General features: G+C 71.7%; 23 protein-coding genes. 17 read left to right on the forward strand and 6 right to left on the reverse strand.

Annotated elements, in window-relative coordinates:
- Positions 1 to 6 precede the first annotated feature (6 nt).
- From ACZ66S_RS14520 to ACZ66S_RS14530, 3 genes are read left to right on the forward strand one after another with little or no spacing between them, the layout of a single operon-like run.
- Positions 7 to 603, forward strand: coding sequence for a DUF5998 family protein (locus ACZ66S_RS14520; protein ID WP_469902388.1), 597 nt, complete (start codon positions 7 to 9; stop codon positions 601 to 603).
- Positions 603 to 1,796, forward strand: coding sequence for an alkaline phosphatase family protein (locus ACZ66S_RS14525; protein WP_469901858.1), 1,194 nt, complete (start codon positions 603 to 605; stop codon positions 1,794 to 1,796). Before ACZ66S_RS14520 ends, ACZ66S_RS14525 begins: the two co-directional genes overlap by 1 nt.
- Positions 1,797 to 1,848: 52 nt before the next feature.
- Positions 1,849 to 2,508 (forward strand): thymidine kinase, encoded by a 660-nt coding sequence (locus ACZ66S_RS14530; RefSeq protein ID WP_469901859.1) that lies wholly within the window; start codon positions 1,849 to 1,851, stop codon positions 2,506 to 2,508.
- 18 nt (positions 2,509 to 2,526) lie between these two features.
- Here the strand turns inward: ACZ66S_RS14530 and ACZ66S_RS14535 are convergent, their stop codons facing one another.
- Positions 2,527 to 3,318, reverse strand: a complete 792-nt coding sequence (locus ACZ66S_RS14535) for a VOC family protein (RefSeq protein ID WP_469901860.1) — start codon at positions 3,316 to 3,318, stop codon at positions 2,527 to 2,529.
- 296 nt (positions 3,319 to 3,614) lie between these two features.
- Between ACZ66S_RS14535 and ACZ66S_RS14540 the strand changes: the two genes are divergently transcribed.
- Entirely contained in the window at positions 3,615 to 4,472 is an 858-nt protein-coding gene (locus ACZ66S_RS14540) for a sulfurtransferase (RefSeq protein WP_469901861.1), read from the forward strand.
- A 59-nt stretch (positions 4,473 to 4,531) separates the two neighbouring features.
- On the opposite strand, the gene sepH is transcribed toward ACZ66S_RS14540, so the two are convergent.
- From sepH to ACZ66S_RS14555, 3 genes are all read right to left on the reverse strand, one after another.
- A complete protein-coding gene (sepH, locus tag ACZ66S_RS14545; RefSeq protein WP_469901862.1) occupies positions 4,532 to 5,566 on the reverse strand; it encodes a septation protein SepH in 1,035 nt (344 codons plus the stop codon).
- A 430-nt stretch (positions 5,567 to 5,996) separates the two neighbouring features.
- Positions 5,997 to 7,316, reverse strand: a complete 1,320-nt coding sequence (locus tag ACZ66S_RS14550) for a D-arabinono-1,4-lactone oxidase (protein WP_469901863.1) — start codon at positions 7,314 to 7,316, stop codon at positions 5,997 to 5,999.
- Complete coding sequence (locus ACZ66S_RS14555; RefSeq protein ID WP_469901864.1) at positions 7,276 to 8,514, reverse strand: MFS transporter; 1,239 nt, start codon at positions 8,512 to 8,514, stop codon at positions 7,276 to 7,278. Before ACZ66S_RS14555 ends, ACZ66S_RS14550 begins: the two co-directional genes overlap by 41 nt.
- Before the next feature lie 168 nt (positions 8,515 to 8,682).
- Here ACZ66S_RS14555 and ACZ66S_RS14560 point away from each other — a divergent pair, with 168 nt between their 5' ends.
- A complete protein-coding gene (locus ACZ66S_RS14560; RefSeq protein ID WP_469901865.1) occupies positions 8,683 to 9,810 on the forward strand; it encodes a ferrochelatase in 1,128 nt (375 codons plus the stop codon).
- An 8-nt stretch (positions 9,811 to 9,818) separates the two neighbouring features.
- The gene (locus ACZ66S_RS14565; protein WP_469901866.1) at positions 9,819 to 10,634 is read left to right on the forward strand and encodes an inositol monophosphatase family protein; all 816 of its coding nucleotides are present in this window, start codon (positions 9,819 to 9,821) and stop codon (positions 10,632 to 10,634) included.
- A 141-nt stretch (positions 10,635 to 10,775) separates the two neighbouring features.
- Here the strand turns inward: ACZ66S_RS14565 and ACZ66S_RS14570 are convergent, their stop codons facing one another.
- Positions 10,776 to 10,940: a hypothetical protein gene (locus ACZ66S_RS14570; RefSeq protein WP_176729907.1), complete on the reverse strand. Its 165-nt coding sequence runs from the start codon at positions 10,938 to 10,940 to the stop codon at positions 10,776 to 10,778.
- A 414-nt stretch (positions 10,941 to 11,354) separates the two neighbouring features.
- Between ACZ66S_RS14570 and ACZ66S_RS14575 the strand changes: the two genes are divergently transcribed.
- The 4 genes from ACZ66S_RS14575 (at position 11,355) to ACZ66S_RS14590 (ending at position 14,858) form a co-directional block, all read left to right on the forward strand.
- On the forward strand, positions 11,355 to 12,008 hold the full coding sequence (locus ACZ66S_RS14575) for a response regulator transcription factor (RefSeq protein WP_007385219.1): 654 nt from the start codon (positions 11,355 to 11,357) through the stop codon (positions 12,006 to 12,008).
- A gap of 5 nt (positions 12,009 to 12,013) precedes the next feature.
- Entirely contained in the window at positions 12,014 to 13,252 is a 1,239-nt protein-coding gene (locus ACZ66S_RS14580) for a sensor histidine kinase (protein WP_469901867.1), read from the forward strand.
- A 405-nt stretch (positions 13,253 to 13,657) separates the two neighbouring features.
- A complete protein-coding gene (locus tag ACZ66S_RS14585) occupies positions 13,658 to 13,954 on the forward strand; it encodes a DUF4193 domain-containing protein (protein WP_314200918.1) in 297 nt (98 codons plus the stop codon).
- Positions 13,955 to 13,967: 13 nt separating this feature from the next.
- Positions 13,968 to 14,858, forward strand: coding sequence for a hypothetical protein (locus ACZ66S_RS14590; protein ID WP_469901868.1), 891 nt, complete (start codon positions 13,968 to 13,970; stop codon positions 14,856 to 14,858).
- Positions 14,859 to 14,922: 64 nt separating this feature from the next.
- Here ACZ66S_RS14590 and ACZ66S_RS14595 read toward each other — a convergent pair whose 3' ends face one another.
- Positions 14,923 to 15,387: a DUF3093 domain-containing protein gene (locus ACZ66S_RS14595; RefSeq protein WP_469901869.1), complete on the reverse strand. Its 465-nt coding sequence runs from the start codon at positions 15,385 to 15,387 to the stop codon at positions 14,923 to 14,925.
- A 113-nt stretch (positions 15,388 to 15,500) separates the two neighbouring features.
- Between ACZ66S_RS14595 and ACZ66S_RS14600 the strand changes: the two genes are divergently transcribed.
- The 7 genes from ACZ66S_RS14600 (at position 15,501) to ACZ66S_RS14630 (ending at position 23,616) form a co-directional block, all read left to right on the forward strand.
- The gene (locus tag ACZ66S_RS14600; RefSeq protein ID WP_469901870.1) at positions 15,501 to 16,085 is read left to right on the forward strand and encodes a PaaI family thioesterase; all 585 of its coding nucleotides are present in this window, start codon (positions 15,501 to 15,503) and stop codon (positions 16,083 to 16,085) included.
- Positions 16,082 to 16,633 carry a dUTP diphosphatase gene (dut, locus tag ACZ66S_RS14605; protein WP_469901871.1) on the forward strand — a complete coding sequence of 184 codons (552 nt, stop codon included), beginning with the start codon at positions 16,082 to 16,084 and terminating at the stop codon, positions 16,631 to 16,633. Before ACZ66S_RS14600 ends, dut begins: the two co-directional genes overlap by 4 nt.
- Before the next feature lies 1 nt (position 16,634).
- A complete protein-coding gene (locus tag ACZ66S_RS14610; RefSeq protein ID WP_469901872.1) occupies positions 16,635 to 17,393 on the forward strand; it encodes a DUF3710 domain-containing protein in 759 nt (252 codons plus the stop codon).
- 176 nt (positions 17,394 to 17,569) lie between these two features.
- Positions 17,570 to 18,736, forward strand: coding sequence for an alginate lyase family protein (locus ACZ66S_RS14615; protein WP_469901873.1), 1,167 nt, complete (start codon positions 17,570 to 17,572; stop codon positions 18,734 to 18,736).
- Between the two features lie 94 nt (positions 18,737 to 18,830).
- Positions 18,831 to 19,523: an ABC transporter ATP-binding protein gene (locus tag ACZ66S_RS14620; RefSeq protein ID WP_469901874.1), complete on the forward strand. Its 693-nt coding sequence runs from the start codon at positions 18,831 to 18,833 to the stop codon at positions 19,521 to 19,523.
- A gap of 869 nt (positions 19,524 to 20,392) precedes the next feature.
- Positions 20,393 to 22,936, forward strand: a complete 2,544-nt coding sequence (locus ACZ66S_RS14625; protein ID WP_469901875.1) for an ATP-binding protein — start codon at positions 20,393 to 20,395, stop codon at positions 22,934 to 22,936.
- Complete coding sequence (locus ACZ66S_RS14630) at positions 22,933 to 23,616, forward strand: response regulator (protein WP_469901876.1); 684 nt, start codon at positions 22,933 to 22,935, stop codon at positions 23,614 to 23,616. The genes ACZ66S_RS14625 and ACZ66S_RS14630 overlap by 4 nt, the downstream gene beginning before the upstream one ends.
- Positions 23,617 to 23,647 lie beyond the last annotated feature (31 nt).

The following is a 23,647-nucleotide window of genomic DNA, read 5'->3' on the forward strand; positions in this document are numbered from 1 at the left end:
CGTAGGATGGACGTCATGGCCAAGACCAGTACGACGACCCAGGGGCTGCGTGCGGCGATCGAGCGCAGCGGCTACTACCCGGCCCTCGTGGCCGAGGCGGTGGAGGCCGCCGTGGGCGGCGACACCATCCGGTCGTACCTGGTCCACCAGGAGACGACGTTCGACCAGAACGAGGTGCGGCGGCACGTGACCGTGCTCGTCCTCACCGGCAACCGCTTCATCGTCAGCCACACCGACGAACAGGCCGCGGACAGCACGTCCCCGACGCCGTACGCCACCACCTCCACGGAGTCCGTGAAGCTCGGCCGGATCTCGTCGGTCGTGGTCAGCCGGGTCGTCGCCAACCCGGAGCAGTACCAGCCGGGCACCCTGCCCCGCGAGGTCGTGCTGACCATCGGCTGGGGCGCCGTCTCCCGCATCGACCTGGAGCCCGCCGCCTGCGGCGACCCCAACTGCGAGGCGGACCACGGCTACACCGGCAGCTCCACGGCCGACGACCTCAGCCTGCGGGTCAGCGAGGCCGGGGACGGCCCGGACACCGTGCGCCAGGCGCTCGTCTTCGCCCAGGCGATCTCCGAGGCGACCGCGGACGTCACCCGCTGATGGTGCAGCACGCCTGGGACCATCCCGAACCCCTCGCCCTCGACACCGCGCCCGTCCCCGAGTACGGCACCGGGTCGCTCGCCGACCTGCTGCCCACCCTCGCCGCGGGTATGGCCGTACCGGGCACCACCGCCGCGATCCGCGAGCTCACCCCCGCCGACCGGAACTGCGTCTTCCTGATCGACGGGCTCGGCTGGGAGCAGCTCAGGGCGCACCCGGACGAGGCGCCCTTCATGACGTCCCTGCTGGCCAGCTCGCGCGGCGGCACCGGCCGTCCGCTGACCACCGGCTACCCGGCGACCACCGCGACCTCCCTCGCCTCCGTCGGCACCGGCCGTCCGCCCGGCGCCCACGGCCTGCCGGGCTACACCGTGCGCAACCCGGACACCGGCGAGCTGATGAACCAGCTCCGCTGGCAGCCGTGGACCAAGCCGCAGGTCTGGCAGCCGTACCCCACCGTCTTCCAACTCGCCGACCAGGCCGGGGTGCACGCCGCCCAGGTCTCCTCGCCCACCTTCCAGAACACCCCGCTGACCAAGGTCGCGCTCAGCGGCGGAACGTTCCACGGACGGCTGTCCGGCGAGGAGCGCATGGACCTCGCGGCCGCGGAACTCGCCGCCGGGGACCGCTCGTTGGTCTACACGTACTACGCCGAGGTCGACGGCGCCGGCCACCGCTTCGGCGTCGACTCCGACACCTGGCGCGGCCAGCTCATGTACGTCGACCGTCTGGTCCAGCGCCTCGCCGAGCAACTGCCGCCCCGCAGCGCGCTGTACGTCACGGCCGACCACGGCATGGTCGACATCCCCTTCGACGAGCAGCACCGCATCGACTTCGACGAGGACTGGGAACTGCGCGCCGGGGTCGCCCTGCTGGGCGGCGAGGGCCGGGCCCGCCATGTCTACGCCGTGCCCGGTGCCGCGGGCGACGTGCTGACCTGCTGGCGCGAGGTCCTCGGCGAGCAGTTCTGGGTCGCCTCCCGGGACGAGGCCATCGCGGCGGGCTGGTTCGGACCGCCGGACCACGTCGACGAGCGGGTGCACGACCGGATCGGCGACGTGGTCGCCGCCGCCCGCGACGACGTCCTCCTCATCGCCTCCGAGCGGGAGCCGAAGGAGTCGGCGATGGTCGGCAACCACGGTTCGATGACCCCCGCCGAGCAACTGGTACCGCTGCTCGAAGTACGCTCCTGAGGCCGACCCGGCCGCCCCGCCCCGCACAGAACCGAAAGGTGCTCGACCTCCCATGCCCGAGCTGGTGTTCTTCTCCGGAACCATGGACTGCGGGAAGTCCACGCTGGCTCTCCAGATCGAGCACAACCGTTCGGCGCGTGGCCTGACCGGCATGATCTTCACCCGGGACGACCGGGCCGGCGAGGGCAAGCTCTCCTCACGGCTCGGTCTGGTCACGGACGCGGTGGAGGTCGAGGACGGCCAGGACCTCTACGCCTACCTCGTCGACCACCTCTCCCGCGGCGGCCGAGCGGACTACGTGATCGCGGACGAGGCGCAGTTCCTGGTGCCGGAGCAGATCGACCAACTCGCCCGGATCGTCGACGACCTGGACCTCGACGTCTACGCCTTCGGTATCACCACCGACTTCCGCTCCAAGCTGTTCCCCGGCTCCCAGCGCCTGGTGGAACTGGCCGACCGGGTCGAGGTCCTCCAGGTCGAGGCCCTGTGCTGGTGCGGGGCCCGGGCCACGCACAACGCCCGCACGGTCAACGGCGAGATGGTCGTCGAGGGTGCCCAGGTGGTCGTCGGCGACGTCAACCAGGCCGACGACATCGGCTACGAGGTCCTGTGCCGCCGGCACCACCGCCGCCGTATGACGGCCGGTACGGCACGCGCGGCCGCGCTCTCCCCGGACGTCCTGCCGGTCCCGTCGGGCGGGGCGGGCTTCTGACCCGAGGCCGTCAGGGTCTCAGCGCGGGTTCTCGATCAACGAGAAACGCGCCCCTTCCGGATCCGCCACCGTGGCCACCCGGCCGTGCGGGCTGTCGTGCGGCGGGCGCAGCACATGGCCGCCCAGCTCGACGAGGAGGCGGGTCGCGGCGGTCGCGTCTGCCACCTCGAAGTACGTCATCCAGTGCGGCCCCCGGTCGCGGGGGAGGGCGTGGCCGACGCCGTGGAGGCCGGCGACGGGGCGGCCGCCGCTGTGGAGGGTGACGTAGTCGAAGTCGGCGGAGACCACCGGCTCCCCCTCGCAGCCGAACACCGTCTCGTAGAACTTGGTGACGCTCACCGTCTCGAAGGTGAGCAGCTCGTGCCAGGCGGGCGTGCCCGGCACCCCGGCGACCGACGTGCCCAGGTGGGCCGCCGCCTGCCACACGCCGAAGACGGCACCGGCCGGGTCGGAGCCGATCACCAGACGCCCCGCGTCCCCGGCGTCCAGCGGGCCCACGCCCACCGTGCCGCCGCACAGCCGCACCGACTCGGCCGTCAGGTCGATGTCGTCCGAGGCGAAGTAGGGCGTCCAGGCGATCGGCAACTGGCGGTCGGGCGGCAGTTGGCCGATCCCGGCCACCTCCTGGCCGTCCAGCAGGGCCCGGACATAGGGCCCGAGCTGCTGCGGACCCGGCACGAACTCCCAGCCGAACAGCGATCCGTAGAACTCCTGGGTCGCGGCCATGCCGTGCACCATCAGACTCACCCAGCAGGGCGTACCGGGCGTGTGCCGAGCGGGCGGGGCGGCCGACCCCCTTGCCTCGGTCATCGTCACTCTCTCCTCGGCCACTCGTGGTGGCCGTGTCGTGTCCGTGGTCCGGACCTCCGTGCCGATGCTCGCACCACCCGCGCTCCCGCGCGCTCCGGGCGCGCCGCCATGCGGCCTCCCGTGTCGGGAGGGTGCCGCTCGCACGGCTGCCTGACCGTGGCCGCGCGCGGCCGACTGATGTCGATCGGCGGTACAGCATGTGCCCGTTCCCGTACGCCTCGTGACCGGGCCTGTCCGGCGGAGCAGAGTAGCCGGACATGGACGACGCGGCCACCCCGTGCGCGAGGATGGTGGCCATGAACGCCATCATCTCCGCATCCGAACTCGCGAGCGATCTGACGGGCCCCAATCCGCCCGTCCTGCTCGACGTCCGCTGGCAGTTGAGCATGGCCAAGGCAGCCGGCGCACCGTCCTTCGACGGCCGCGCCGAGTACGCGGCCGGGCACATCCCGGGCGCGGTCTACGTCGACCTGGACCGGGAGTTGGCCGGATCGGCCGGCACCGGCGGCCGGCACCCGCTGCCCGACCTCGCGGAGTTCGGCGCCACCATGCGCCGGGCCGGCGTCTCCTCGAACAAGCCGGTGGTCGTGTACGACGGCGGACAGGGCTGGGCGGCCGCCCGCGCGTGGTGGCTGCTGCGCTGGACAGGTCACCCGGACGTGCGAGTCCTCGACGGCGGGTTGCCGTCCTGGCGGGGTCCGCTGCGGTCCTCGGTGCCGGGCCCGGCCCTCGCCGAGGGCGACTTCGTGCCGGTGCCCGCGGCGGCCGGTCTGCTCGACGCCGATGCGGCCGCGGCGCTGGCCCGCTCCGGAGTGCTGCTGGACGCGCGCGCGGGGGAGCGGTACCGCGGCGAGGTGGAGCCGATCGACCGCGTCGGCGGCCACATCCCGGGCGCCCACTCCGCGCCCACCACGGACAACGTCGGTCCGGACGGCCGCTTCCTGCCCGCGGAGGAACTGAACGCGCGCTTCAAGGCCCTCGGTGCCACCGACGGCACCGAGGTCGGCGTCTACTGCGGCTCCGGCGTCTCCGGCGCCCACGAGGTCCTGGCCCTGGCGGTCGCGGGCATCCCGGCCGCGCTGTACGTCGGCTCCTGGTCGGAGTGGTCCTCGGACCCGGAGCGACCGGTCGCCGTGGGCCCGGACCCCCAGTAGGCGGACAGCGGAAGGGCCCGCCTCCTGTCCGAGGCGGGCCCTCACAGCCGTAGGACCGACTATTCCTGCTTCTTGCGCCGGGTGCCGAAGACGATCTCGTCCCAGCTCGGGACCGCCGCTCTGCGGCCCGGGCGGACACCGTCGGCCTCGGCCTGCCGGTCGGTCGCGCCGATGAGGCGGTCACGATGGCTGGCCACCGAACGCGGCATGAGGACGTCCGCGTAGGCGGAACCGGCCGAGGCCGCGGGAGCCGGCGGCTCCTCCACCTCGGGCTCCTCCTCCAGGGCGGGCGGCTCCTCGATGCTCGCCGTCTCGGAGGGCCGCTCCGGTACGACCATGTCGCCCCGGAAGCTCGGCACCGCCTCCAACAGGCTGGTCAGCGAGTCCCGTTCACTGACGGTCTCCTCGGCGGGCTCGGCCGGGGGCAGGCTCGGCCGGTCCAGGGCACGGTCCAGCGGACGGTCGCGCGGCAGCCGTGCGATACGCGGCACGAACGGGAAGCTGGGCTCCGGCGCGCCGAGGTCCTCGGACTCGCCGATCAGCGAGCGGGCCTCCTCGTCGACGGCCTGGACGAGCCGCCGGGGCGGGTCGTAGGTCCAGCTCGCCGAGTGGGGTTCGCCCGCGACGCAGTAGACCAGCAGGACCTCCCAGGTGCCGTCGTCACGACGCCACGAGTCCCACTGGACGGTGTCCTTCTCGGCACCGCGCAGCAACAGTCGCTCCTGCACGGCCTCGCCGAGCTGCGGTCCGGCGTTCTCGCCGGGCCGGCGGACCGGGGTCTTGCGGGCCCGTTCGGCCATGAAGGCGCGCTCGGCGAGCACGGGGCCCTCGAAGCGCCGCACACGGTCGACGGGGATGCCTGCGAGCTGGGCTACCTCTTCCGCGGTGGCACCCGCGCGTATACGCGCCTGGATGTCGCGGGGACGGAGATGGCTTTCGACCTCGATCTCGATCTGCCCGAGGCGGGGACGGTCGCCGCGCACCGCCGCGCGCAGCCGCTCGTCGATCGGAAGCGTGTACTCCGTTGAGTCGGCAGCCTTCAGCACCAGCCGTGTGCCGTCATTGGAGACGGCCACGACACGCAGTTCGGGCATGGGGACCTCCCGGGTGGTGCCTGCCGACGTCACGTGCGTCGCTGCTTCCGCTAGTCGAGTGTGGCCTGCCCGGGTGCAGCCTGCCACAACCTTGCCGAGTTGCCCGGCGTGTCGGGCACGGGCCCTGGATCGCCGTTATGGCACGGTTACCTATTCGCAACGCTAAGTGACCAACTCCGTCACCCTGTGCAACTAGCCCCCTCCCGGCCGCCCTTGAAGGCCACGGACGCCCTGGCGGGAGACCGGACCCAGGGCTCGCAACAGTACTCCATTTGGGCCACGTGCGTGGATTGGCGCGCCACTCAACTTCGTTCAAGAAACGCCGTCCGGCCGTTCGTTGAGCGGTTTCGGGATCTTGGAAGTGGCGTAGTTCACGGAATCGCCGGAAACGGAACGGCCGGCTTCGCGCAGACGTCCGGGGACCGCGCGCCTATTCCCCCAACACCCTGCGCAAGTAGTCGTTCTGGAAACGCCGGTCGGGATCGAGGCGGTCCCTGAGGGCGGTGAACTCGCCGAAGCGCGGATAGACGCCGTCGAAGTACTCGGCGTCGCGCGTGTGCACCTTGCCCCAGTGCGGGCGCCCCTCGTGCGCCGTGAAGATCCGCTCCGCGGCCGTGAAGTACGCCTGGTACGGCGTCCCCTTGACCATGTGGACGGCGATGTACGCGCTGTCCCGGCCCGAGGCGGTCGACAGCGTGATGTCGTCGGCGGGCGCGGTGCGCACCTCGACGGGGAAGCTGACCCGCAGCCCGGAGCGGTCGACCATCGCCCTCAGTTCGCGCAGCGCCCCGACCACGGCCTCGCGCGGGACGGCGTACTCCATCTCCACGAACCGCACCCGGCGCGGCGATGTGAAGACCTTGTACGGCACGTCCGTGTAGGTCCGGGCGGACAGCGCCCTGCTGGAGATCCGCGCGATCGAGGGGATCGTGCCCGGCGCCGCGCGGCCGACCCACTGGGCCACCTGGAAGACGCCGTTGGAGAGGAACTCGTCCTCGAACCAGCCCTGGAGCTGCGGCACCGGCTTCTCGGGCCCCGCGCTGCGGTTGTTGCGCTTGGTGTTGGTGGAGCCGGTGTGCGGGAACCAGTAGAACTCGAAGTGCTCGTTCTCGGCCCAGAGTTCGTCGAAGGCGCTGGTGACCTTGTCGAAGCTCATGGGCTCCTCGCGGGCCGTGAGCAGGAAGACCGGCTCGACGGCGAACGTGATCGCGGTGACGACACCGAGCGCGCCCAGGCCGATGCGGGCGGCCGCGAAGACCTCGGGGTTCTCCTTCTCGGAGCAGGAGAGCACCGAGCCGTCGGCGGTGACCAGCTCCAGGCCCCTGATCTGGGCGGCGATCGAGCCCGACTCGCGGCCCGTGCCGTGGGTGCCGGTGCTGGTCGCCCCGGAGACCGTCTGCTCCATGATGTCGCCCATGTTGGTGAGCGACAGCCCCTCGCGCGCGAGAGCCACATTGAGCCTCTTGAGCGGGGTGCCGGCCTCCACGGTGACGGTCATGGCGTCCCGGTCGATGTTGCGGATGCCGGTCAACAGTTGAGGGCGGATCAACAGACCGTCGGTCGCGGCGATCGAGGTGAAGGAGTGCCCGGTGCCGACGGCCTTGACCCGGAGGCCGTCCTCGGCGGCCTCGCGCACGGCAGCGGCCAGCTCGTCGACCGAGGCGGGCGTGACCTCCCGCGCGGGACGCGCGGCGACATTGCCGCCCCAGTTACGCCACGTGCCGTTCTTCGCGCTCGCTGCCGTGCTCAACGCTGCCTCCCCGACGTGGAACCGGCCTCTTGAGCCGGCGGTACCCCAGGAAACCGACCGCGACCGCGACGGCCCCGGACACCGCCGGAACCCCGTACCCGGCACGTGCCCCGGCCGCGTCGATCACCCAGCCGGCCACGGAGGAGCCGAGCGCGACCCCGACCGCGAGCCCGGTACTGATCCAGGTCATGCCCTCGGTCAGTTGCGCGCGTGGTACGTGCTGCTCGATCAGGGACATCGTCGTGATCATCGTGGGAGCGATGGACAGGCCCGCAACGAACAGCGCCACGGCCAGAAACGGCAAGTTTCCGACCAGTAGGAGGGGGATCATACTCACGGCCATCGCGCATATGCCCAGCAGCCAGCGAGGTTCGGGACGTCCCCCGAAGTGCAGCAGCCCGAAGACGAGGCCCGCCACGCACGACCCCGCCGCGTAGAGGGCGAGCACGAGGCTCGCGGCCGCCTTGTGGCCCTGCTCGTCGGCGAAGGCCACGGTGACCACGTCCACCGCCCCGAAGATCGCCCCGGTCGCCACGAAGGTGGCCACGAGGACCTGGAGGCCCGGCGAGCGCAGGGCCGTCCGGCCGCCGTCCTGCTCGCGCGGGTGCGGGGCCGGCTCGGTGGCCCGCTGCGCGGTCAGCCAGAACACGCCCACCGCCAGGAAGCAGGCGGCGAGCAGCGGGCCCGCCTCCGGGAACCAGGCGGTGGACAGGCCGATGGAGATGATCGGCCCGAAGATGAAGCAGACCTCGTCGACCACCGACTCGAAGGAGTACGCGGTGTGCAACTGCGGGGTGCCCCGGTACAGGGCCGCCCACCGCGCGCGGATCATCGCGCCGAGGCTCGGCACCGAGCCGATGCCGACGGCGCACACGAACAGCACCCAGTCCGGCCAGCCGAAGTGCGCGGCGAGCAGCATCCCGGCGGACGCCACCAGTGCGACGAGGGTCGCCGGGCGCAGCACCCGCCGCTGGCCGTGCAGGTCCACCATCCTGGAGACCTGCGGCCCGATCGCCGCGGCGGCCAGCGCGATGGTCGCCGACAGCGAGCCGGCGAGCCCGTACCGGCCGGTGAGCTGGGAGATCATCGTGACCACGCCGATGCCCATCATCGACAGCGGCATCCGGCCGACGAAGCCCGCGGTGGAGAAACCCTTGGAGCCGGGAGCGGCGAACAGGGCGCGGTAAGGGCTGGGCACAGGCTCTCCGGTCGGCCGACGAGCAGCGGCTCGTGTAGCGGTAAGGCGCGAATGCGCCTCATACAGCTTACGGGTGAGGGGCGCCGACGCACCCGGCCGGGCGGCGGGGAACCCGGTCGGCCACCCCGCCGTTTCCCGGCTGTCAGTACCGGATGACAGGATCGACCCATGCGAGACGCGCTCGACGCCACCCCCTACGACGCCCTGCTCCTGCTCTCGTTCGGAGGCCCCGAGGGCCCGGACGACGTGGTTCCGTTCCTGGAGAACGTGACGCGGGGGCGCGGCATCCCCAAGGAACGCCTGAAGGAAGTCGGGCAGCACTACTTCCTGTTCGGCGGGGTCAGCCCCATCAACGACCAGAACCGCGCCCTGCTGGACGCCCTGCGCAAGGACTTCGCGGAGCACGGCCTGGACCTGCCGATCTACTGGGGCAACCGCAACTGGGCGCCCTACCTCACCGACACCCTGCGCGAGATGGCCGCCGACGGCCGCCGCCGCATCCTGGTCCTCGCCACCAGCGCCTACGCCTCCTACTCCGGCTGCCGCCAGTACCGCGAGAACCTCGCCGACTCGCTGGCCACCCTGGAGGGCGAGGGCCTGGAGCTGCCGAGGATCGACAAGCTGCGGCACTACTTCAACCACCCCGGCTTCGTGGAGCCCATGATCGACGGGGTGATCCAGTCCCTCGCCGAGCTCCCCGAGGAGGTGCGCGACGGCGCCCACATCGCCTTCTCGACCCACTCGATCCCGGACGCGTCCGCGGACACCTCGGGTCCGGTCGAGGGCCACGGCGAGGGCGGCGCGTACGTCGCGGAGCACCTGGAGGTCGCGCGGCTGATCGCGGACGCCGTCCGGGAGCGCACCGGCGTCGACCACCCCTGGCAGCTCGTGTACCAGTCGCGTTCCGGCGCCCCGCACATCCCGTGGCTGGAGCCCGACATCTGCGACCACCTGGAGGAGCGTCACGCGTCCGGCGTCCCGGCCGTCGTGATCGCGCCCATCGGTTTCGTCTCCGACCACATGGAGGTCCTCTACGACCTCGACACCGAGGCCAAGGCCAAGGCCGAGGAGCTCGGTCTGTCGATGCGCCGCTCGGCGACCGTCGGCGACGACCCGAGGTTCGCCGCCGCGATCCGCGACCTCGTCCTGGAGCGCGCCGCCGTCGAGCGCGGCCAGGAGGTCACCCCCTGCGCCCTGGGCGCCCTCGGGGCCAGCCACAACCTCTGCCCGGTCGGCTGCTGCCCGGCCCGCGCCCCCAAGCCCGCCGCCGCGGGCGTCGACAGCCCGTACGCGTGAGGAGCTCCGTGACCGACCCCCTGCACGAGGAACTGCTCGGCCTGGCCCAGGAGGCGGCCCGTCGCGCCGGCACCCTGCTGAGGGACGGCCGCCCGGCCGACCTCGCGGTCGCCAGGACCAAGTCCAGCCCCATCGACGTGGTGACCGAGATGGACATCGCGGCGGAGAAGCTGATCACGGACCTGATCTCCGGGCACCGTCCGGACGACGGTTTCCTCGGCGAGGAGGGCGCCTCCACCGAGGGCACCAGTGGCATCCGCTGGGTCATCGACCCCCTCGACGGCACGGTCAACTACCTGTACGGACTGCCGACCTGGTCCGTCTCCATCGCCGCCGAGCAGGACGGCGAGACCGTGGTCGGGGTCGTGGCGGCGCCGATGCGCGGCGAGACGTACCACGCGGTCCGCGGCAAGGGTGCCTGGGCCACGGGCGCGTGGGAGGGCGAGCGCCGGCTGGAGTGCCGCCCGGCGCCGCCCCTGGAGCAGGCCCTGGTGTCGACGGGCTTCAACTACGTCACCGAGGTCCGCACCCACCAGGCCGCGGTGGCCCAGAAGCTGATCCCCCTGCTGCGGGACATCCGCCGCGGCGGCTCGGCGGCGGTCGACCTGTGCGACCTGGCCGCGGGCCGCCTGGACGGCTACTACGAGCGGGGCCTGAACGCCTGGGACTACGGGGCGGGCGACCTCATCGCCCGGGAAGCGGGCGTCCTGACCGGTGGCCGCCCCGGAGAGCGCCCGAACCCGGCGCTCACCGTTGCGGGTACCCCGGGGGTCTTCGAGCCCCTCCAGCAGCTCCTGGAGGACTTCGGCGCCTGGCACGACTGACGGACCGACTCCGGGCGAACACGAGGTGAACGAACTCGTACGCCGACGCAGCGGGCCCCCGGCGCTGGATTCGCCGGGGGCCCGCTGTCATGCGTGAAGCCGTTGTGCGTGAAGCCGTCGTGCCGCGAAGCCGATCAGACGCTAGGCGCCGACCTCCACACCGTGCTCGGCGGCGAGGCGGCGCAGGTCGTCGAGCTCGCCCTGTTCCACCTCGACGAGGAAGTCGTCGCCCTCGTCACGAGCCCGCGTCAGGTCGGTCTCGGTCGCCCTTATGCGCTGCAGAAGTCCTGCGGTGAATGCGTCCATGCTGCGCCCCCTCGTCCTGGGTCGTGGGTCGGTGGCACGGGGGTGTGCCGTCGGGAGGGGCGATCACGTCTCTTTGCAGGTGCCCAGCGCTGCCCTGGCCGGGCGGCGACGGTGCCGGACACCCACGCCCGCTCTGCGGAAGCGGATCGCACCGTGCCGCATGGTGGTACGGCACATGCAGAGCGTGATCGCGGGGTGTAAAGCCGTCCTCCCCCCGCTCGTTTCGACGGAAACCTCAACCACGCGAGAAAATCCCGCATTCCCGCTCCCACACCTGTCTTTCAGTCGCCCCTCACCCGCCTTACAGCCGACTTATGGCCGAAAAGGGCAGGATGGAGGCCAACACTCACCCGAATCCCTGCCCGCGCGTGCCCGGAGCGCGCTACGCGGGTGGACACAGGAAGGACAAGCGACGTGCGCGTACTCGTCGTCGAGGACGAGCAACTGCTCGCCGATGCGGTGGCCACCGGACTGCGCCGGGAGGCCATGGCCGTCGACGTCGTGTACGACGGTGCGGCCGCCCTGGAGCGCATCGGCGTCAACGACTACGACGTGGTCGTCCTCGACCGCGACCTCCCCCTGGTCCACGGCGACGACGTCTGCCGCAAGATCGTCGAACTCGGCATGCCCACGCGCGTGCTGATGCTCACGGCCTCCGGCGACGTCAGCGACCGCGTCGAGGGCCTGGAGATCGGCGCCGACGACTACCTGCCCAAGCCCTTCGCGTTCAGCGAGCTGACGGCACGCGTGCGTGCCCTAGGCCGCCGCACCAGCGTGCCGCTGCCGCCGGTCCTGGAGCGTGCCGGCATCAAGCTGGACCCCAACCGCCGCGAGGTGTTCCGCGACGGCAAGGAGGTCCAGCTCGCGCCCAAGGAGTTCGCCGTCCTGGAGGTGCTGATGCGCTCCGAGGGCGCCGTCGTCTCCGCGGAGCAGCTCCTGGAGAAGGCCTGGGACGAGAACACCGACCCCTTCACCAACGTCGTGCGGGTGACCGTCATGACCCTGCGCCGCAAGCTGGGCGAACCCCCGGTGATCGTCACGGTCCCCGGCTCGGGATACCGGATCTGATACCCGTGGCCTCGACCCCCGCGCCTCCCCAGGCGCCCCCCAAGCCCACCTGGGACCCCCGGAGGCCGGCGCCGCCGCTGCCCTGGCTGCGCCCGACCATCCGCATACGGCTCACGCTGCTGTACGGCGGCATGTTCCTGATCGCGGGCATCCTGCTGCTGTCGATCATCTACCTGGTCGCCGCCCAGGCGCTGAACGTCGGCAGCAAACTGCCCTTCGAGATCACCGCGGGCAATGTCAGCAGCGAGATCTGCCGCAACCTGCCTTCGAGCGGCACCCCCGACGTCATGAACAAGGCCATCAACGCCTGCGTCAAGGACCAGCGCCAGCACGCCCTCGACGACCTCCTGAGCCGTTCCCTGCTGGCCCTGCTCGGCCTCGCGATCATCGCCTTCGCCTTCGGCTACGCGATGGCGGGCCGCGTCCTGTCGCCGCTGGGCCGGATCCTGCGCACCGCCCGCGCGGTGGCCGGCTCGGACCTCTCCCGCCGCATCGAGCTGGACGGTCCGGACGACGAGCTCAAGGAGCTGGCCGACACCTTCGACGACATGCTGGAGCGCCTGGAGCGGGCCTTCACGGCCCAGCAGCGCTTCGTCGGCAACGCCTCGCACGAACTGCGGACACCGCTCGCGATCAACCGCACCCTCCTGGAGGTGCACCTGTCCGATCCGGGTGCCCCGGTGGAGCTCCAGCAGCTCGGCAAGACCCTGCTGGCCACCAACGAGCGCAGTGAGCAGCTCGTGGAGGGCCTGCTGCTGCTCGCCCGCAGCGACAACCAGATCGTCGAGCGCAAGCCCGTGGACCTCGCCGAGGTGGCCGGGCAGGCGGTCGACCAGGTGCACGGCGAGGCGGTGGCCAAGGGCGTGGCGATCCGTGGCGAGCAGAAGACGGCGGTCGTCCAGGGCAACGGCGTCCTGCTGGAGCGCATCGCCCTGAACCTGGTGCAGAACGCCGTGCGCTACAACGTGCCCGAGGACGGCTGGGTCGAGGTGACCACGGAGGTCCAGCACGGCCAGGCGGTGCTCACCGTGACCAACACCGGCCCCGTGGTGCCGGCGTACGAGGTCGACAATCTCTTCGAGCCCTTCAAGCGGCTGCGTGGTGCCGACCGCACCGGCAGCGACAAGGGCGTCGGTCTCGGGCTGTCCATCGTGCGGTCCGTGGCGCGGGCGCACGGCGGGCACATCACCGCTCAGCCGCGCGAAGGGGGTGGGCTCGTGATGCGAGTCACCCTTCCGGTCTGAGATCATGGCCCCCGCACGGAGACCGACATACAGGGATGTTCGCTTTGCGCGGAATTTTCTGGGCACTTGGAGGACTGCCCCCTGTGTGATCGATCACAAGGCAGAATTTCCAGCAATCCACTCTCCGTGATCATGCACCCTGTCGGAAAGCCGGGAAAATCCGGGTTTTCAGGGGTCCTGATCACGGGAAGTACACGGTGAGACGCCTTTGAAGTGCGGGATTCGGACCGTGTACGGTCCCGTTCGCCATCCAACCCGATCACTCAAGAGGAGTCCGGTTGGGTGTCGATTGAGTAACAGACCTTGATGTGAGGCAAAATCTCCGCCTCGGGTCGGGCACAAGTCCGGCCTCTCACGCGTTACGTGCGCTGGAGACACCGCAGACACCCAGAGGGGGAGAGCGACATGGCAACGGATTACGACACCCCACGCAAGACCGACGACGACGTCGACTCGGACAGCCTTGAAGAGCTCAAGGCGCGTAGGAACGACAAGTCGACCTCCGCAGTGGACGTCGACGAGTTCGAGGCCGCGGAAGGCCTCGAACTGCCCGGAGCGGACCTCTCGAACGAAGAGCTGGCCGTCCGGGTACTGCCCAAGCAGCAGGACGAGTTCACCTGCATGAGCTGCTTCCTGGTGCACCACCGCAGCCAACTGGCCCGCGAGAGGAACGGCCAGCCGATCTGCCGCGACTGCGACTGAGGACGGGTCGGGCATGACTGGCTCGACCCCTCCTTGGAAGCGCCGCTCTCCCCGACGGGGAGCGGACCAGGGGCCGTCCGACGGCCCCCACCGCGCGCGTGACGACGAGCGGGGCTCCGCCGATCCGGGAGCCTCGCTCGAACCGGTCGCCGGCCGGGCTGACCTCCCGGCGACGACCGGATCGACCGGGGCGCCCGCGCCCGTCGCGAGACGACGGGTGGCGGCGATCCGGGACAGGGCCCGGGAAGGGGTCCGCAAGGGCGGCAGCCGGGCCAGGGCGGGCCTGGCGTACCTCGCCGACCGGATCATCGAGAACGCCCCGCGTATCCCCGTACGCGACCTCGCGACCCTCCGCCGTCAGTTCCCCGGTCTGGGACCCGAGGAGCTCGCGGACAAGCTCGTCACGGGCGCCGCGAGCGCCACGGCGACGGTCGGAGCGGGGGTGGGCGCCGCGGCGATGCTTCCCGTGCCGCCCGCGATGCCGACCGAACTGGCCGCCGAGATCACCGGCGTCGCCGCGATCGAGCTGAAGCTGATCGCCGAACTCCACGAGGTCTACGGCCTACGACCGCCCGGCAACCTCAAGGAGCGCAGCACCGCGTACCTGAACTCCTGGTCGGGGGAGCGCGGGATCGACGTGAAGAAGCCGTCGACCGTGAGCGGTGCCCTCAACAGCCAGATGAAGCAGCAGTTGCGGCAGCAGATCATGAAGCGGATGATCCGGGACCTGCCGAACCTCATGCCGTTCCTGGTCGGCGCGGCCGTCGGGGCGGTCATGAACCGCCGGGACACCAGAAGGCTCGCCGAGCGGATCCGCAAGGACCTGCGCAGGGCCCAGGTGCCCTGGAGCGAACTGCCCGCACTGCCGGCGCTGGAGCTCCCGAAGAATCCGCTGGAGAAGTAAGACTTCCGTGAGAAGTCGGGGGCTTCACCTTTCCTGAGGTCGGGTGAAGCCCTGCACGAACGTTCTAGGCGGCAGCCGTGCGAGCGGTCCGCAGCGCCTCGGCCAGCCGCTCCGGCTCGCGCGTCGACAGGTACAGGTACGGCGTCGGGTCGTCCGGGTCGGTGACCTCCACCTTCAGCGCCCTCGGGATGTAGGCCCGCAGCAGCAGGAAGGCGCGGGTGTCGGCCTTGTAGGTCCGCCAGGCGCGCGCCTCCTCCGGGTCGAGGATCTCCGCCTCGCCCAGCGCTGACACCGGGATCTTCGCCTCGCCCGCGATCAGCGAGTCACCCACCACGCGGATGCGCAGCGAGCCGTAGGAGCTGGCGACGACCGCCGCCGCGGCGGTGCCGCCGACCAGGCCGCCGAGCAGCGGAAGCGTCCCGAAGGGGAGCAGGATCAACGCGAAGGAGACCCCGACCAGGCAGGAGATCAGCCACCAGGAGCGGGGGGCGGTGAGGCGTTCGTCGTACGGGGCGGCGGAGGGCTGCATGAAACCAAGCTTGGCACGGTGTCCTGGGAGCTCCGATGCCAGGGGGAGTCGGCGCGCAGCGCTGTCAAGCAGGGTGGCGGCGGGAGACGGGCGGGCGGGTAAGGTCTGCGCCTGTGAGTGGTACTTCCCCGGCTCTCCAGCCTCCCGCCGACGCGTCGCAACCTGTGCGACACCCGGACGCCCCCGCGCCCGGTGAGCTGCTCGGTGCGCACTACGGCCAGTGCTTCGGCTGTGGCGGGGAGCAGTCCCACGGGCTGCACCTGGAGGCGCGGGCCGGCGAGGGGGTGTCGGTCACCGCCGAGTTCACCGTGCGCCCCGCCCATCAGGGCGCTCCCGGCCTGGCGCACGGCGGTGTGCTCGCGACCGCCCTCGACGAGACCCTGGGCTCGCTCAACTGGCTGCTGCGCACGATCGCCGTGACCGGGCGCCTGGAGACCGACTTCGTACGGCCGGTGCCCGTCGGCACGGTGCTGTACCTGGAGGCCGAGGTGACCGCGGTGGCCGGCCGGAAGATCTACTCGACGGCGACCGGCCGGATCGGCGGCCCCGAGGGGCCCGTCGCGGTCCGTGCCGACGCCCTGTTCGTCGAGGTCAAGGTCGACCACTTCATCGACAACGGCCGTCCGGAGGAGATCCGGGCCGCCATGGACGACCCGGACCAGGTCCGGCGTGCCCGTGCCTTCGAGGTGAACCCGTGAGCCGTGATCCCCTGAACGTGCTGATCCGGCGCGTCGACCCCGACGTACCGCTTCCGTCGTACGCGCACCCCGGTGACGCGGGGGCCGATCTGCGGACCACCGAGAGCCGTGAACTGAAGCCCGGCGAACGGGCCGTACTGCCCACGGGGGTGTCTGTGGCGCTGCCGGAGGGGTACGCGGCCTTCGTGCACCCACGATCCGGTCTCGCCGCCCGCTGCGGTGTCGCTCTCGTGAATGCCCCGGGGACGGTTGATGCCGGGTACCGTGGGGAGATCAAGGTGATCGTGGTGAATCTCGACCCGCACGAGTCGGTGCGGTTCGAGCGTTTCGACCGGATTGCCCAACTCGTCGTCCAGCAGGTCGAGAGGGTCCGCTTCCAGGAGGTCGCGGAGCTTCCCGAGTCGGCGCGGGCCGAGGGGGGCTTCGGGTCCACCGGCGGTCACGCCGCCGTGGGCGACGGGGGCGATACAGGCGCTGAGGCCGCCGCTGGCGGCACAACGGGTGGGAATCGATACGCATCGGTCGTATCCGACCGGGAAGGACAGTGACGTGTTCGGACGTCGCAACAAGAAGGGTGCCGCCGAGGACGCGGCCGGCGAGGCCGAGCAGGTCGTCGACAGCGTCGACACTGAGGCGGACGACGTGGAGCGCGAGCGCGTACGGCTGGAGCCGGAGCCGCGGCCCGACGGGCCCTGGGACAGCACCGAGGTGCGCGACCCCGCCGAGGGCCGCGTGGACCTGGGCGGTCTCTTCGTTCCTGGCGTCGACGGCATGGAGCTGCGGGTCGAGGTCGCGGGCGACGCGATCGTCGCGGCCACCGTCGTGCTGCGCGACAGCGCCATCCAGCTCCAGGCCTTCGCCGCGCCCAAGCGCGAGGGCATCTGGGGCGAGGTGCGCGAGGAGATCGGCTCGGGCATCACCCAGCAGGGCGGGATCATCGACGAGGTCGAGGGTCCGCTGGGCTGGGAGCTGCGTGCCCAGGTGCCGGTGCAGTTGCCGGACGGCACGGGTGGTTTCCAGGTCGTGCGGTTCGTGGGTGTGGACGGCCCGCGCTGGTTCCTGCGGGGTGTGATCTCGGGCCAGGGCGCGGTGCAGCCGCAGGCGGCCGGGCTCCTGGAGCAGATCTTCCGGGACACGGTCGTGGTCCGTGGCGAGGGCCCGATGGCGCCTCGCGACCCGATCGTCCTCAAGCTGCCGAACGACGCCCAGATGGTCCCCGAGGGCGTCCAGCAGCAGGAAGAGGGCTCCCGCTTCTCCGGCGGGATGGGCCAGCTCCAGCGCGGACCGGAGATCACCGAGGTCCGCTAGGCGTACGACATCGAGGGCCGCACCCCGTCACGGGGTGCGGCCCTTCCGTATGCCCGGGGGCGTTTTCGTGCGCGGCCTCTTGACGCGGGATTGGTCTGTACCTACCTTCTCGGCTCAACGCGTCTGTTCACAAAGGCGCTTCGCGTTCATATACGAGAACGGAAGGCCCCCCACGTATGCGTAGAACCGCTCTCCTGGCCGCCGTCGCGGCCCTCGCCGCCGGTGCTCTCGCCGTCCCCGCCGACGCGGCGCCCGCCACCTTCGTCCATCCCGGAGTCACCGTCTCCCAGGGGCAGTTGGACTTCACCCGCAGCAAGGTGAACGCGGGTGCCCAGCCCTGGAAGGGCGCCTTCGACGCCATGCTGGCGAGCAAGTACGCCGACCTGAACCGCACGCCCAAGCCGCGGGCCGTCGTCGAGTGCGGGTCGTACTCGAACCCCAACTACGGCTGCACCGACGAGCGCGAGGACGCGATCGCGGCCTACACCGACGCGCTCGCCTGGTACATCACCCGGGACGAGCGGTACGCCAAGAAGTCCATCCAGCTCATGGATGCCTGGTCGGCCGTGATCACGGACCACACCAACAGCAACGCGCCCCTCCAGACCGGCTGGGCGGGCTCCTCCTGGCCCAAGGCCGCCGAGATCATCAAGTACACGTACAGCGGGGGCTGGGCGAACTCCGGACGCTTCGCGACCATGCTCCGGAACGTCTACCTCCCCGAGGTCATCAACGGCTCGAACTCCAACGGCAACTGGGAGCTGTCGATGATGGAGGCGGCCGTCGGCATCTCCGTCTTCCTGGAGGACAAGACGTCGTACGACAAGGCCATGGCGAAGTTCCGCACCCGTACCGCGGCCTATGTGTACCTCGCCTCCGACGGTGAGCTGCCGAAGACCGTGCCGAGCCAGAACCTCAACACCCGGGACAAGATCGTCGGTTACTGGCAGGGGCAGTCCACCTTCGTCACCGGGCTCACCCAGGAGACCTGCCGCGACTTCACCCACACCGGGTACGGCATCTCCGCGATCTCGCACGTCGCGGAGACGAGCCGGATCCAGGGCGAGGACCTGTACGGCACGGACGTGGGCGAGCGGCTGCGGCAGGCGCTGGGGTTCCAGTCCAAGTACGAGCTGGGGACGGCCGCGCCGAGCTGGCTGTGCGGCGGGTCGCTGAAGCTGGGGCTCGGGCCGGTCACCGAGGTCGGGTACAACGCGCTGCACAACAGGCTCGGGGTGGCCATGACCAACACCCAGACGCTGACCGAGCGGAACCGTCCGGCGGGCAGCAACAACCTCTTCGTGGCCTGGGAGACCCTCACACACGGGGACAACCCGAGCTGAAGCTGTTGAAGGCCGGGCGTCGGACGGTGATACTGGCGCCCGGTTTCGCGGGTTCGCGGGTTCGGCGGTCTCGCGGTTTCACGGGGGAGGACACATGACTCAGGTGGTCACCGAGACCATGGTGCGGGTCGAGTACATCCACAGGTCGTTCGGCGAGGGGGCCGCCGCGGTGCACGCGCTGCGCGGGGTCTCCTTCGAGGTGCCGCGCGGTGAACTCGTCGCGCTCAAGGGGCGTTCGGGTTCCGGGAAGACCACGCTCCTCAACATCGTCGGCGGGCTCGACCGGCCCGACCGGGGGCGGGTCGAGCTCGACGGGGTCGACATCGCGGGGCTGGACGAGGACGGGCTGCTGGCCCTGCGCCGGGACCGCATCGGCTTCGTGTTCCAGTCCTTCGGGCTCATCCCGATCCTCACCGCGGCCGAGAACGTGGGCGTGCCGATGCGGCTGCGGCGGATGGACGCACGCGCGCGTGAGGAGCGCGTCGAGCTGCTGCTGGCCCTGGTCGGCCTCGCGGACCACGCCAAGCAGCGGCCCGGCGAGCTCTCCGGCGGCCAGCAGCAACGTGTCGCCATCGCCCGGGCGCTGGCCAACAAACCCTCCCTCCTCGTCGCCGACGAGCCGACCGGCCAACTGGACGCGGAGACCGGCCACGCGGTGATGGAACTGCTCCGGGCCGTCGTCCGCAGCGAGAACGTCACGGCGCTGGTCGCCACCCACGACGCGACCCTCCTGGACCTGGCGGACCGGGTGCTGGAGCTGGGGGACGGGGAGATCGTGGGGGCGTGAGACGCGGCAGTCGGGGCGCGCGTTCGGCCTGAGTGCGGGGCCACGGGGGAGAGGTGGGCGCGCCGGTGCGGTCGAGGGGCTCGCAGGCTGTGGGCGGCCGCGGTCATGGCCGTAGCGCTGGGGAAGGGGATCCTGCCCAGGCAGGACGTCGAGGACGGGGGACGGGGAGCAGTCGGAGCCGGTCCCGTGGCACGCGGGGTCGGGAAGCCCGCCACGGGTGGAGTGGCAAGCCGGCGTCCGGGACGCCCCCCTTTGCAGGGGTGCCGCCGTGCGGTGACCGGGCGCCGGGCGCCTCACCGGACTCCGTTCGGCGTCACGAGGACGAGCCGACTGTCGAGCCCGTTGCGGGCGGCCGGTGTGTCGCGAGCCGCGACGGACTTGGCGGCCCCTGGGGCGGGCGGGTGGGTCGGTGTCACGGGGAGCCCCGAAGCGCCTGGCGGCTTTCATGACTTCGTCGTAGCCCGGGTGGGAGGGGCCGTCGAGGTCGTTGGCGGCGGCCGGTGTGATCGCGAGCCGTGACGCACTTGGCGGCGCCTGGGAGCGGGCCGGAGGGTCGGGAGCCCCGAAGTGCCTGGCGCCGTTCATGACTTCGTCGTACCCCGGGTGGGACGGGCCGTCGAGGCCGTTGGTGGGCGGTCGGCGTCGCCGTGAAGCCCTCGCCTTCAGCGCCTCGTCGAGGTCCGGTCGTGGCACCACGTCGATCCGCCAGGTGTCGGGACCCGAAGCGTTCGGCGGTTGCCGAGACCCCCGTCACACCCCCCGTCAGAGTTCCGTCAAGGACCGCTCGTCGGGCCCTTCCGGGGCACCCCCGTGCCGTGGGCGGTCGTAAGGTCGCTGGGTAGGTGGTGGTGACCGGAGACGATGGGGACATGGGACGCGGCAAGCTTCGGATCTATCTCGGTGCGGCGCCGGGCGTCGGGAAGACGTACGCGATGCTGGCCGAGGCGCACCGCAGGAGTGAGCGGGGCACCGACTGTGTCGTGGGCTTCGTGGAGCACCACGGGCGGCCGCGGACCGAGGCGATGCTGCGCGGGCTGGAGCAGGTGACGCGCCGGGAGGCCGGTGCCGTCGCCGAGATGGACGTGGACGCCGTCCTGCGCCGCGCCCCCGCCGTGGCGCTGGTGGACGAGCTCGCCCACACCAACGCCCCCGGCGCCCGCAACGCCAAGCGCTGGCAGGACGTGGAGGAACTGCTCGCGGCCGGGATCGACGTGGTCTCGACGGTGAACATCCAGCACCTGGAGTCGCTCGGCGACGTCGTCGAGTCGATCACCGGGGTGCGGCAGCCCGAGACCGTGCCGGACGAGGTCGTGCGGCGGGCCGACCAGATCGAGCTCGTCGACATGTCGCCCCAAGCGCTGCGGCGGCGCATGGCGCACGGCAACATCCACCAGCCGGACAAGGTCGACGCGGCCCTGTCGAACTACTTCCGCCCCGGCAACCTCACCGCCCTGCGGGAGCTCGCGCTGCTGTGGGTGGCCGACCGGGTCGACGAGTACCTCCAGCAGTACCGCAGCGAGCACCGGGTCTCGACGATCTGGGGCTCCAGGGAGCGGATCGTCGTCGGGCTGACCGGCGGGCCGGAGGGGCGGACGCTGATCAGGCGGGCCGCGCGCCTGGCCGAGAAGGGCGCAGGCGGCGAGGTGCTCGCCGTCTACATAGCCCGCAGCGACGGGCTGACCTCCGCCTCGCCCAAGGAACTGACCGTCCAGAGGACCCTCGTCGAGGATCTTGGCGGAACCTTTCACCATGTGGTCGGCGACGACATACCCGCCGCGCTGCTCGCCTTCGCGCGCGGCGTCAACGCCACCCAGATCGTCCTCGGCTCCTCCCGCCGCAGGACCTGGCAGTACGTCTTCGGACCCGGCGTCGGCGCGACCGTGGCCCGCGAGTCCGGACCCGACCTGGACGTGCACATCGTCACCCACGACGAGGTCGCCAAGGGGCGCGGACTGCCCGTCGCGCGCGGCGCGCGGCTCGGGCGGGCCCGGATCCTGTGGGGCTGGCTGGTCGGACTGGCCGGCCCGGCGGTCCTCACGGTCCTCCTCACCACCGTCGACCTCGGCCTCGCCAACGACATGCTGCTGTTCCTGGCGGTCGTCGTCGCCGCGGCCCTGCTCGGCGGCCTGTTCCCCGCCCTCGCCTCGGCCGCGGTCGGCTCGCTGCTGCTGAACTACTTCTACACACCGCCCCTGCACCGCTGGACCGTCGCCGACCCCAGGAACATCGTCGCCATCGTGGTCTTCGTGGGCGTCGGCGTCTCGGTGGCCTCCGTCGTCGACCTCGCCGCCCGCCGCACCCACCAGGCCGCCCGGCTGCGCGCCGAGTCGGAGATCCTGTCCTTCCTCGCCGGCAACGTGCTGCGCGGCGAGACCGGCCTGGAGGAGCTCCTGGAGCGGGTGCGCGAGACCTTCGGCATGGAGTCGGCGGCCCTGCTGGAGCGGGCGGGCGACGTCGCGCCCTGGACCTGCGCCGGGCGGGCCGGGCTCGGACCGCCCGTGGAGCGGCCGGAGGACGCCGACGTCGATATGCCGGTGGGCGACCACATGGCGCTCGCGCTCACCGGCCGGGTGCTGCCCGCCGAGGACCGCCGAGTACTGGCCGCCTTCGCCGCCCAGGCCGCCGTCGTCCTGGACCGCCGCAGGCTCCGGGAGGAGGCCGACCGGGCCCGCACCCTGGCCGAGGGCAACCGCATCCGTACGGCGCTCCTGGCGGCCGTCTCGCACGATCTGCGGACCCCGCTCGCCGGGATCAAGGCGGCCGTCTCCTCGCTCAGGTCCGACGACGTGGCGTGGTCCGAGGAGGACCAGGCCGAGCTCCTGGAGGGCATCGAGGCCGGCGCCGACCGGCTCGACCACCTGGTGGGCAACCTGCTCGACATGTCCCGCCTCCAGACCGGCACGGTCACCGCGATCATCCGCGAGATCGACCTCGACGAGGTGGTGCCGATGGCCCTCGGCGGAGTGCCCGACGGCAGCGTGGAACTCGACGTCCCGGAGACGTTGCCGATGGTCGCCGTCGACCCGGGGCTCCTGGAGCGGTCGGTGGCCAACCTGGTCGAGAACGCCGTCAAGTACAGCCCGCCCGGCACTCCCGTCCGGGTCTCCGCTAGCGCCATCGCCGACCGGGTCGAGGTACGGGTCGTGGATCGCGGCCCCGGCGTCCCCGACGAGGCCAAGGAGCGCATCTTCGCGCCCTTCCAGCGCTACGGCGACGCCCCGCGCGGCGCCGGTGTGGGGCTCGGGCTCGCCGTGGCCCGGGGCTTCGCGGAGGCCATGAACGGCACCCTCAACGCCGAGGACACGCCCGGGGGCGGCCTCACCATGGTGCTGACGCTCCGGGCGGCACGCACGCGTGCGGCACTCCCCGCCGACCCCGTCGCGGCGGCAGAACCCGAAAGGCAGGCCACATGACCAGGGTGTTGGTCATCGACGACGAGCCGCAGATCGTGCGCGCCCTCGTGATCAACCTCAAGGCGCGCAAGTACGAGGTGGACGCGGCGCACGACGGCGCGACCGCGCTCGAGCTCGCCGCCGCCCGCCACCCCGACGTGGTCGTCCTCGACCTCGGCCTGCCCGACATGGACGGCGTCGAGGTGATCAGGGGCCTGCGCGGCTGGACCAGGGTGCCGATCCTCGTGCTGTCCGCCCGGCACTCCTCCGACGAGAAGGTCGAGGCGCTGGACGCGGGCGCCGACGACTACGTCACCAAGCCCTTCGGCATGGACGAGCTGCTCGCCCGGCTGCGGGCCGCCGTGCGGCGCGCCGAGCCCGCGGGGGGCGGCGAGGAGGACGTCCTGGTGGAGACCGGCGAGTTCACGGTGGACCTGGCCGCGAAGAAGGTCCGCCGGCAGGGCAGGGACGTGCGTCTCACCCCGACCGAGTGGCACCTGCTGGAGGTGCTGGTCCGCAACAGTGGCCGGCTCGTCGGCCAGCGGCAGCTCCTCCAGGAGGTCTGGGGGCCGTCGTACGGGACGGAGACGAACTACCTGCGGGTCTACATGGCCCAGCTCCGGCGGAAGCTGGAGGCGGATCCCTCGCATCCGAAGCACTTCGTCACGGAACCCGGCCGGGGATACCGGTTCGAACGCTAGTGCTGCGGGTACAACGCTGTCCGCGCACCCC

The organism is Streptomyces sp. NPDC107471, from assembly GCF_055582845.1.

Bases quoted from the DNA above. Each gene is read 5' to 3' on its own strand.
- ACZ66S_RS14520 (WP_469902388.1), top strand. From the start codon at position 7: ATGGACGTCATGGCCAAGACCAGTACGACGACCCAGGGGCTGCGTGCG.
- ACZ66S_RS14525 (WP_469901858.1), top strand. From the start codon at position 603: ATGGTGCAGCACGCCTGGGACCATCCCGAACCCCTCGCCCTCGACACC.
- ACZ66S_RS14530 (WP_469901859.1), top strand. From the start codon at position 1,849: ATGCCCGAGCTGGTGTTCTTCTCCGGAACCATGGACTGCGGGAAGTCC.
- ACZ66S_RS14535 (WP_469901860.1), bottom strand. From the start codon at position 3,318: ATGACCGAGGCAAGGGGGTCGGCCGCCCCGCCCGCTCGGCACACGCCC.
- ACZ66S_RS14540 (WP_469901861.1), top strand. From the start codon at position 3,615: ATGAACGCCATCATCTCCGCATCCGAACTCGCGAGCGATCTGACGGGC.
- sepH (WP_469901862.1), bottom strand. From the start codon at position 5,566: ATGCCCGAACTGCGTGTCGTGGCCGTCTCCAATGACGGCACACGGCTG.
- ACZ66S_RS14560 (WP_469901865.1), top strand. From the start codon at position 8,683: ATGCGAGACGCGCTCGACGCCACCCCCTACGACGCCCTGCTCCTGCTC.
- ACZ66S_RS14570 (WP_176729907.1), bottom strand. From the start codon at position 10,940: ATGGACGCATTCACCGCAGGACTTCTGCAGCGCATAAGGGCGACCGAG.
- ACZ66S_RS14585 (WP_314200918.1), top strand. From the start codon at position 13,658: ATGGCAACGGATTACGACACCCCACGCAAGACCGACGACGACGTCGAC.
- ACZ66S_RS14590 (WP_469901868.1), top strand. From the start codon at position 13,968: ATGACTGGCTCGACCCCTCCTTGGAAGCGCCGCTCTCCCCGACGGGGA.
- ACZ66S_RS14595 (WP_469901869.1), bottom strand. From the start codon at position 15,387: ATGCAGCCCTCCGCCGCCCCGTACGACGAACGCCTCACCGCCCCCCGC.
- ACZ66S_RS14615 (WP_469901873.1), top strand. From the start codon at position 17,570: ATGCGTAGAACCGCTCTCCTGGCCGCCGTCGCGGCCCTCGCCGCCGGT.
- ACZ66S_RS14620 (WP_469901874.1), top strand. From the start codon at position 18,831: ATGACTCAGGTGGTCACCGAGACCATGGTGCGGGTCGAGTACATCCAC.
- ACZ66S_RS14625 (WP_469901875.1), top strand. From the start codon at position 20,393: ATGGGACGCGGCAAGCTTCGGATCTATCTCGGTGCGGCGCCGGGCGTC.
- ACZ66S_RS14630 (WP_469901876.1), top strand. From the start codon at position 22,933: ATGACCAGGGTGTTGGTCATCGACGACGAGCCGCAGATCGTGCGCGCC.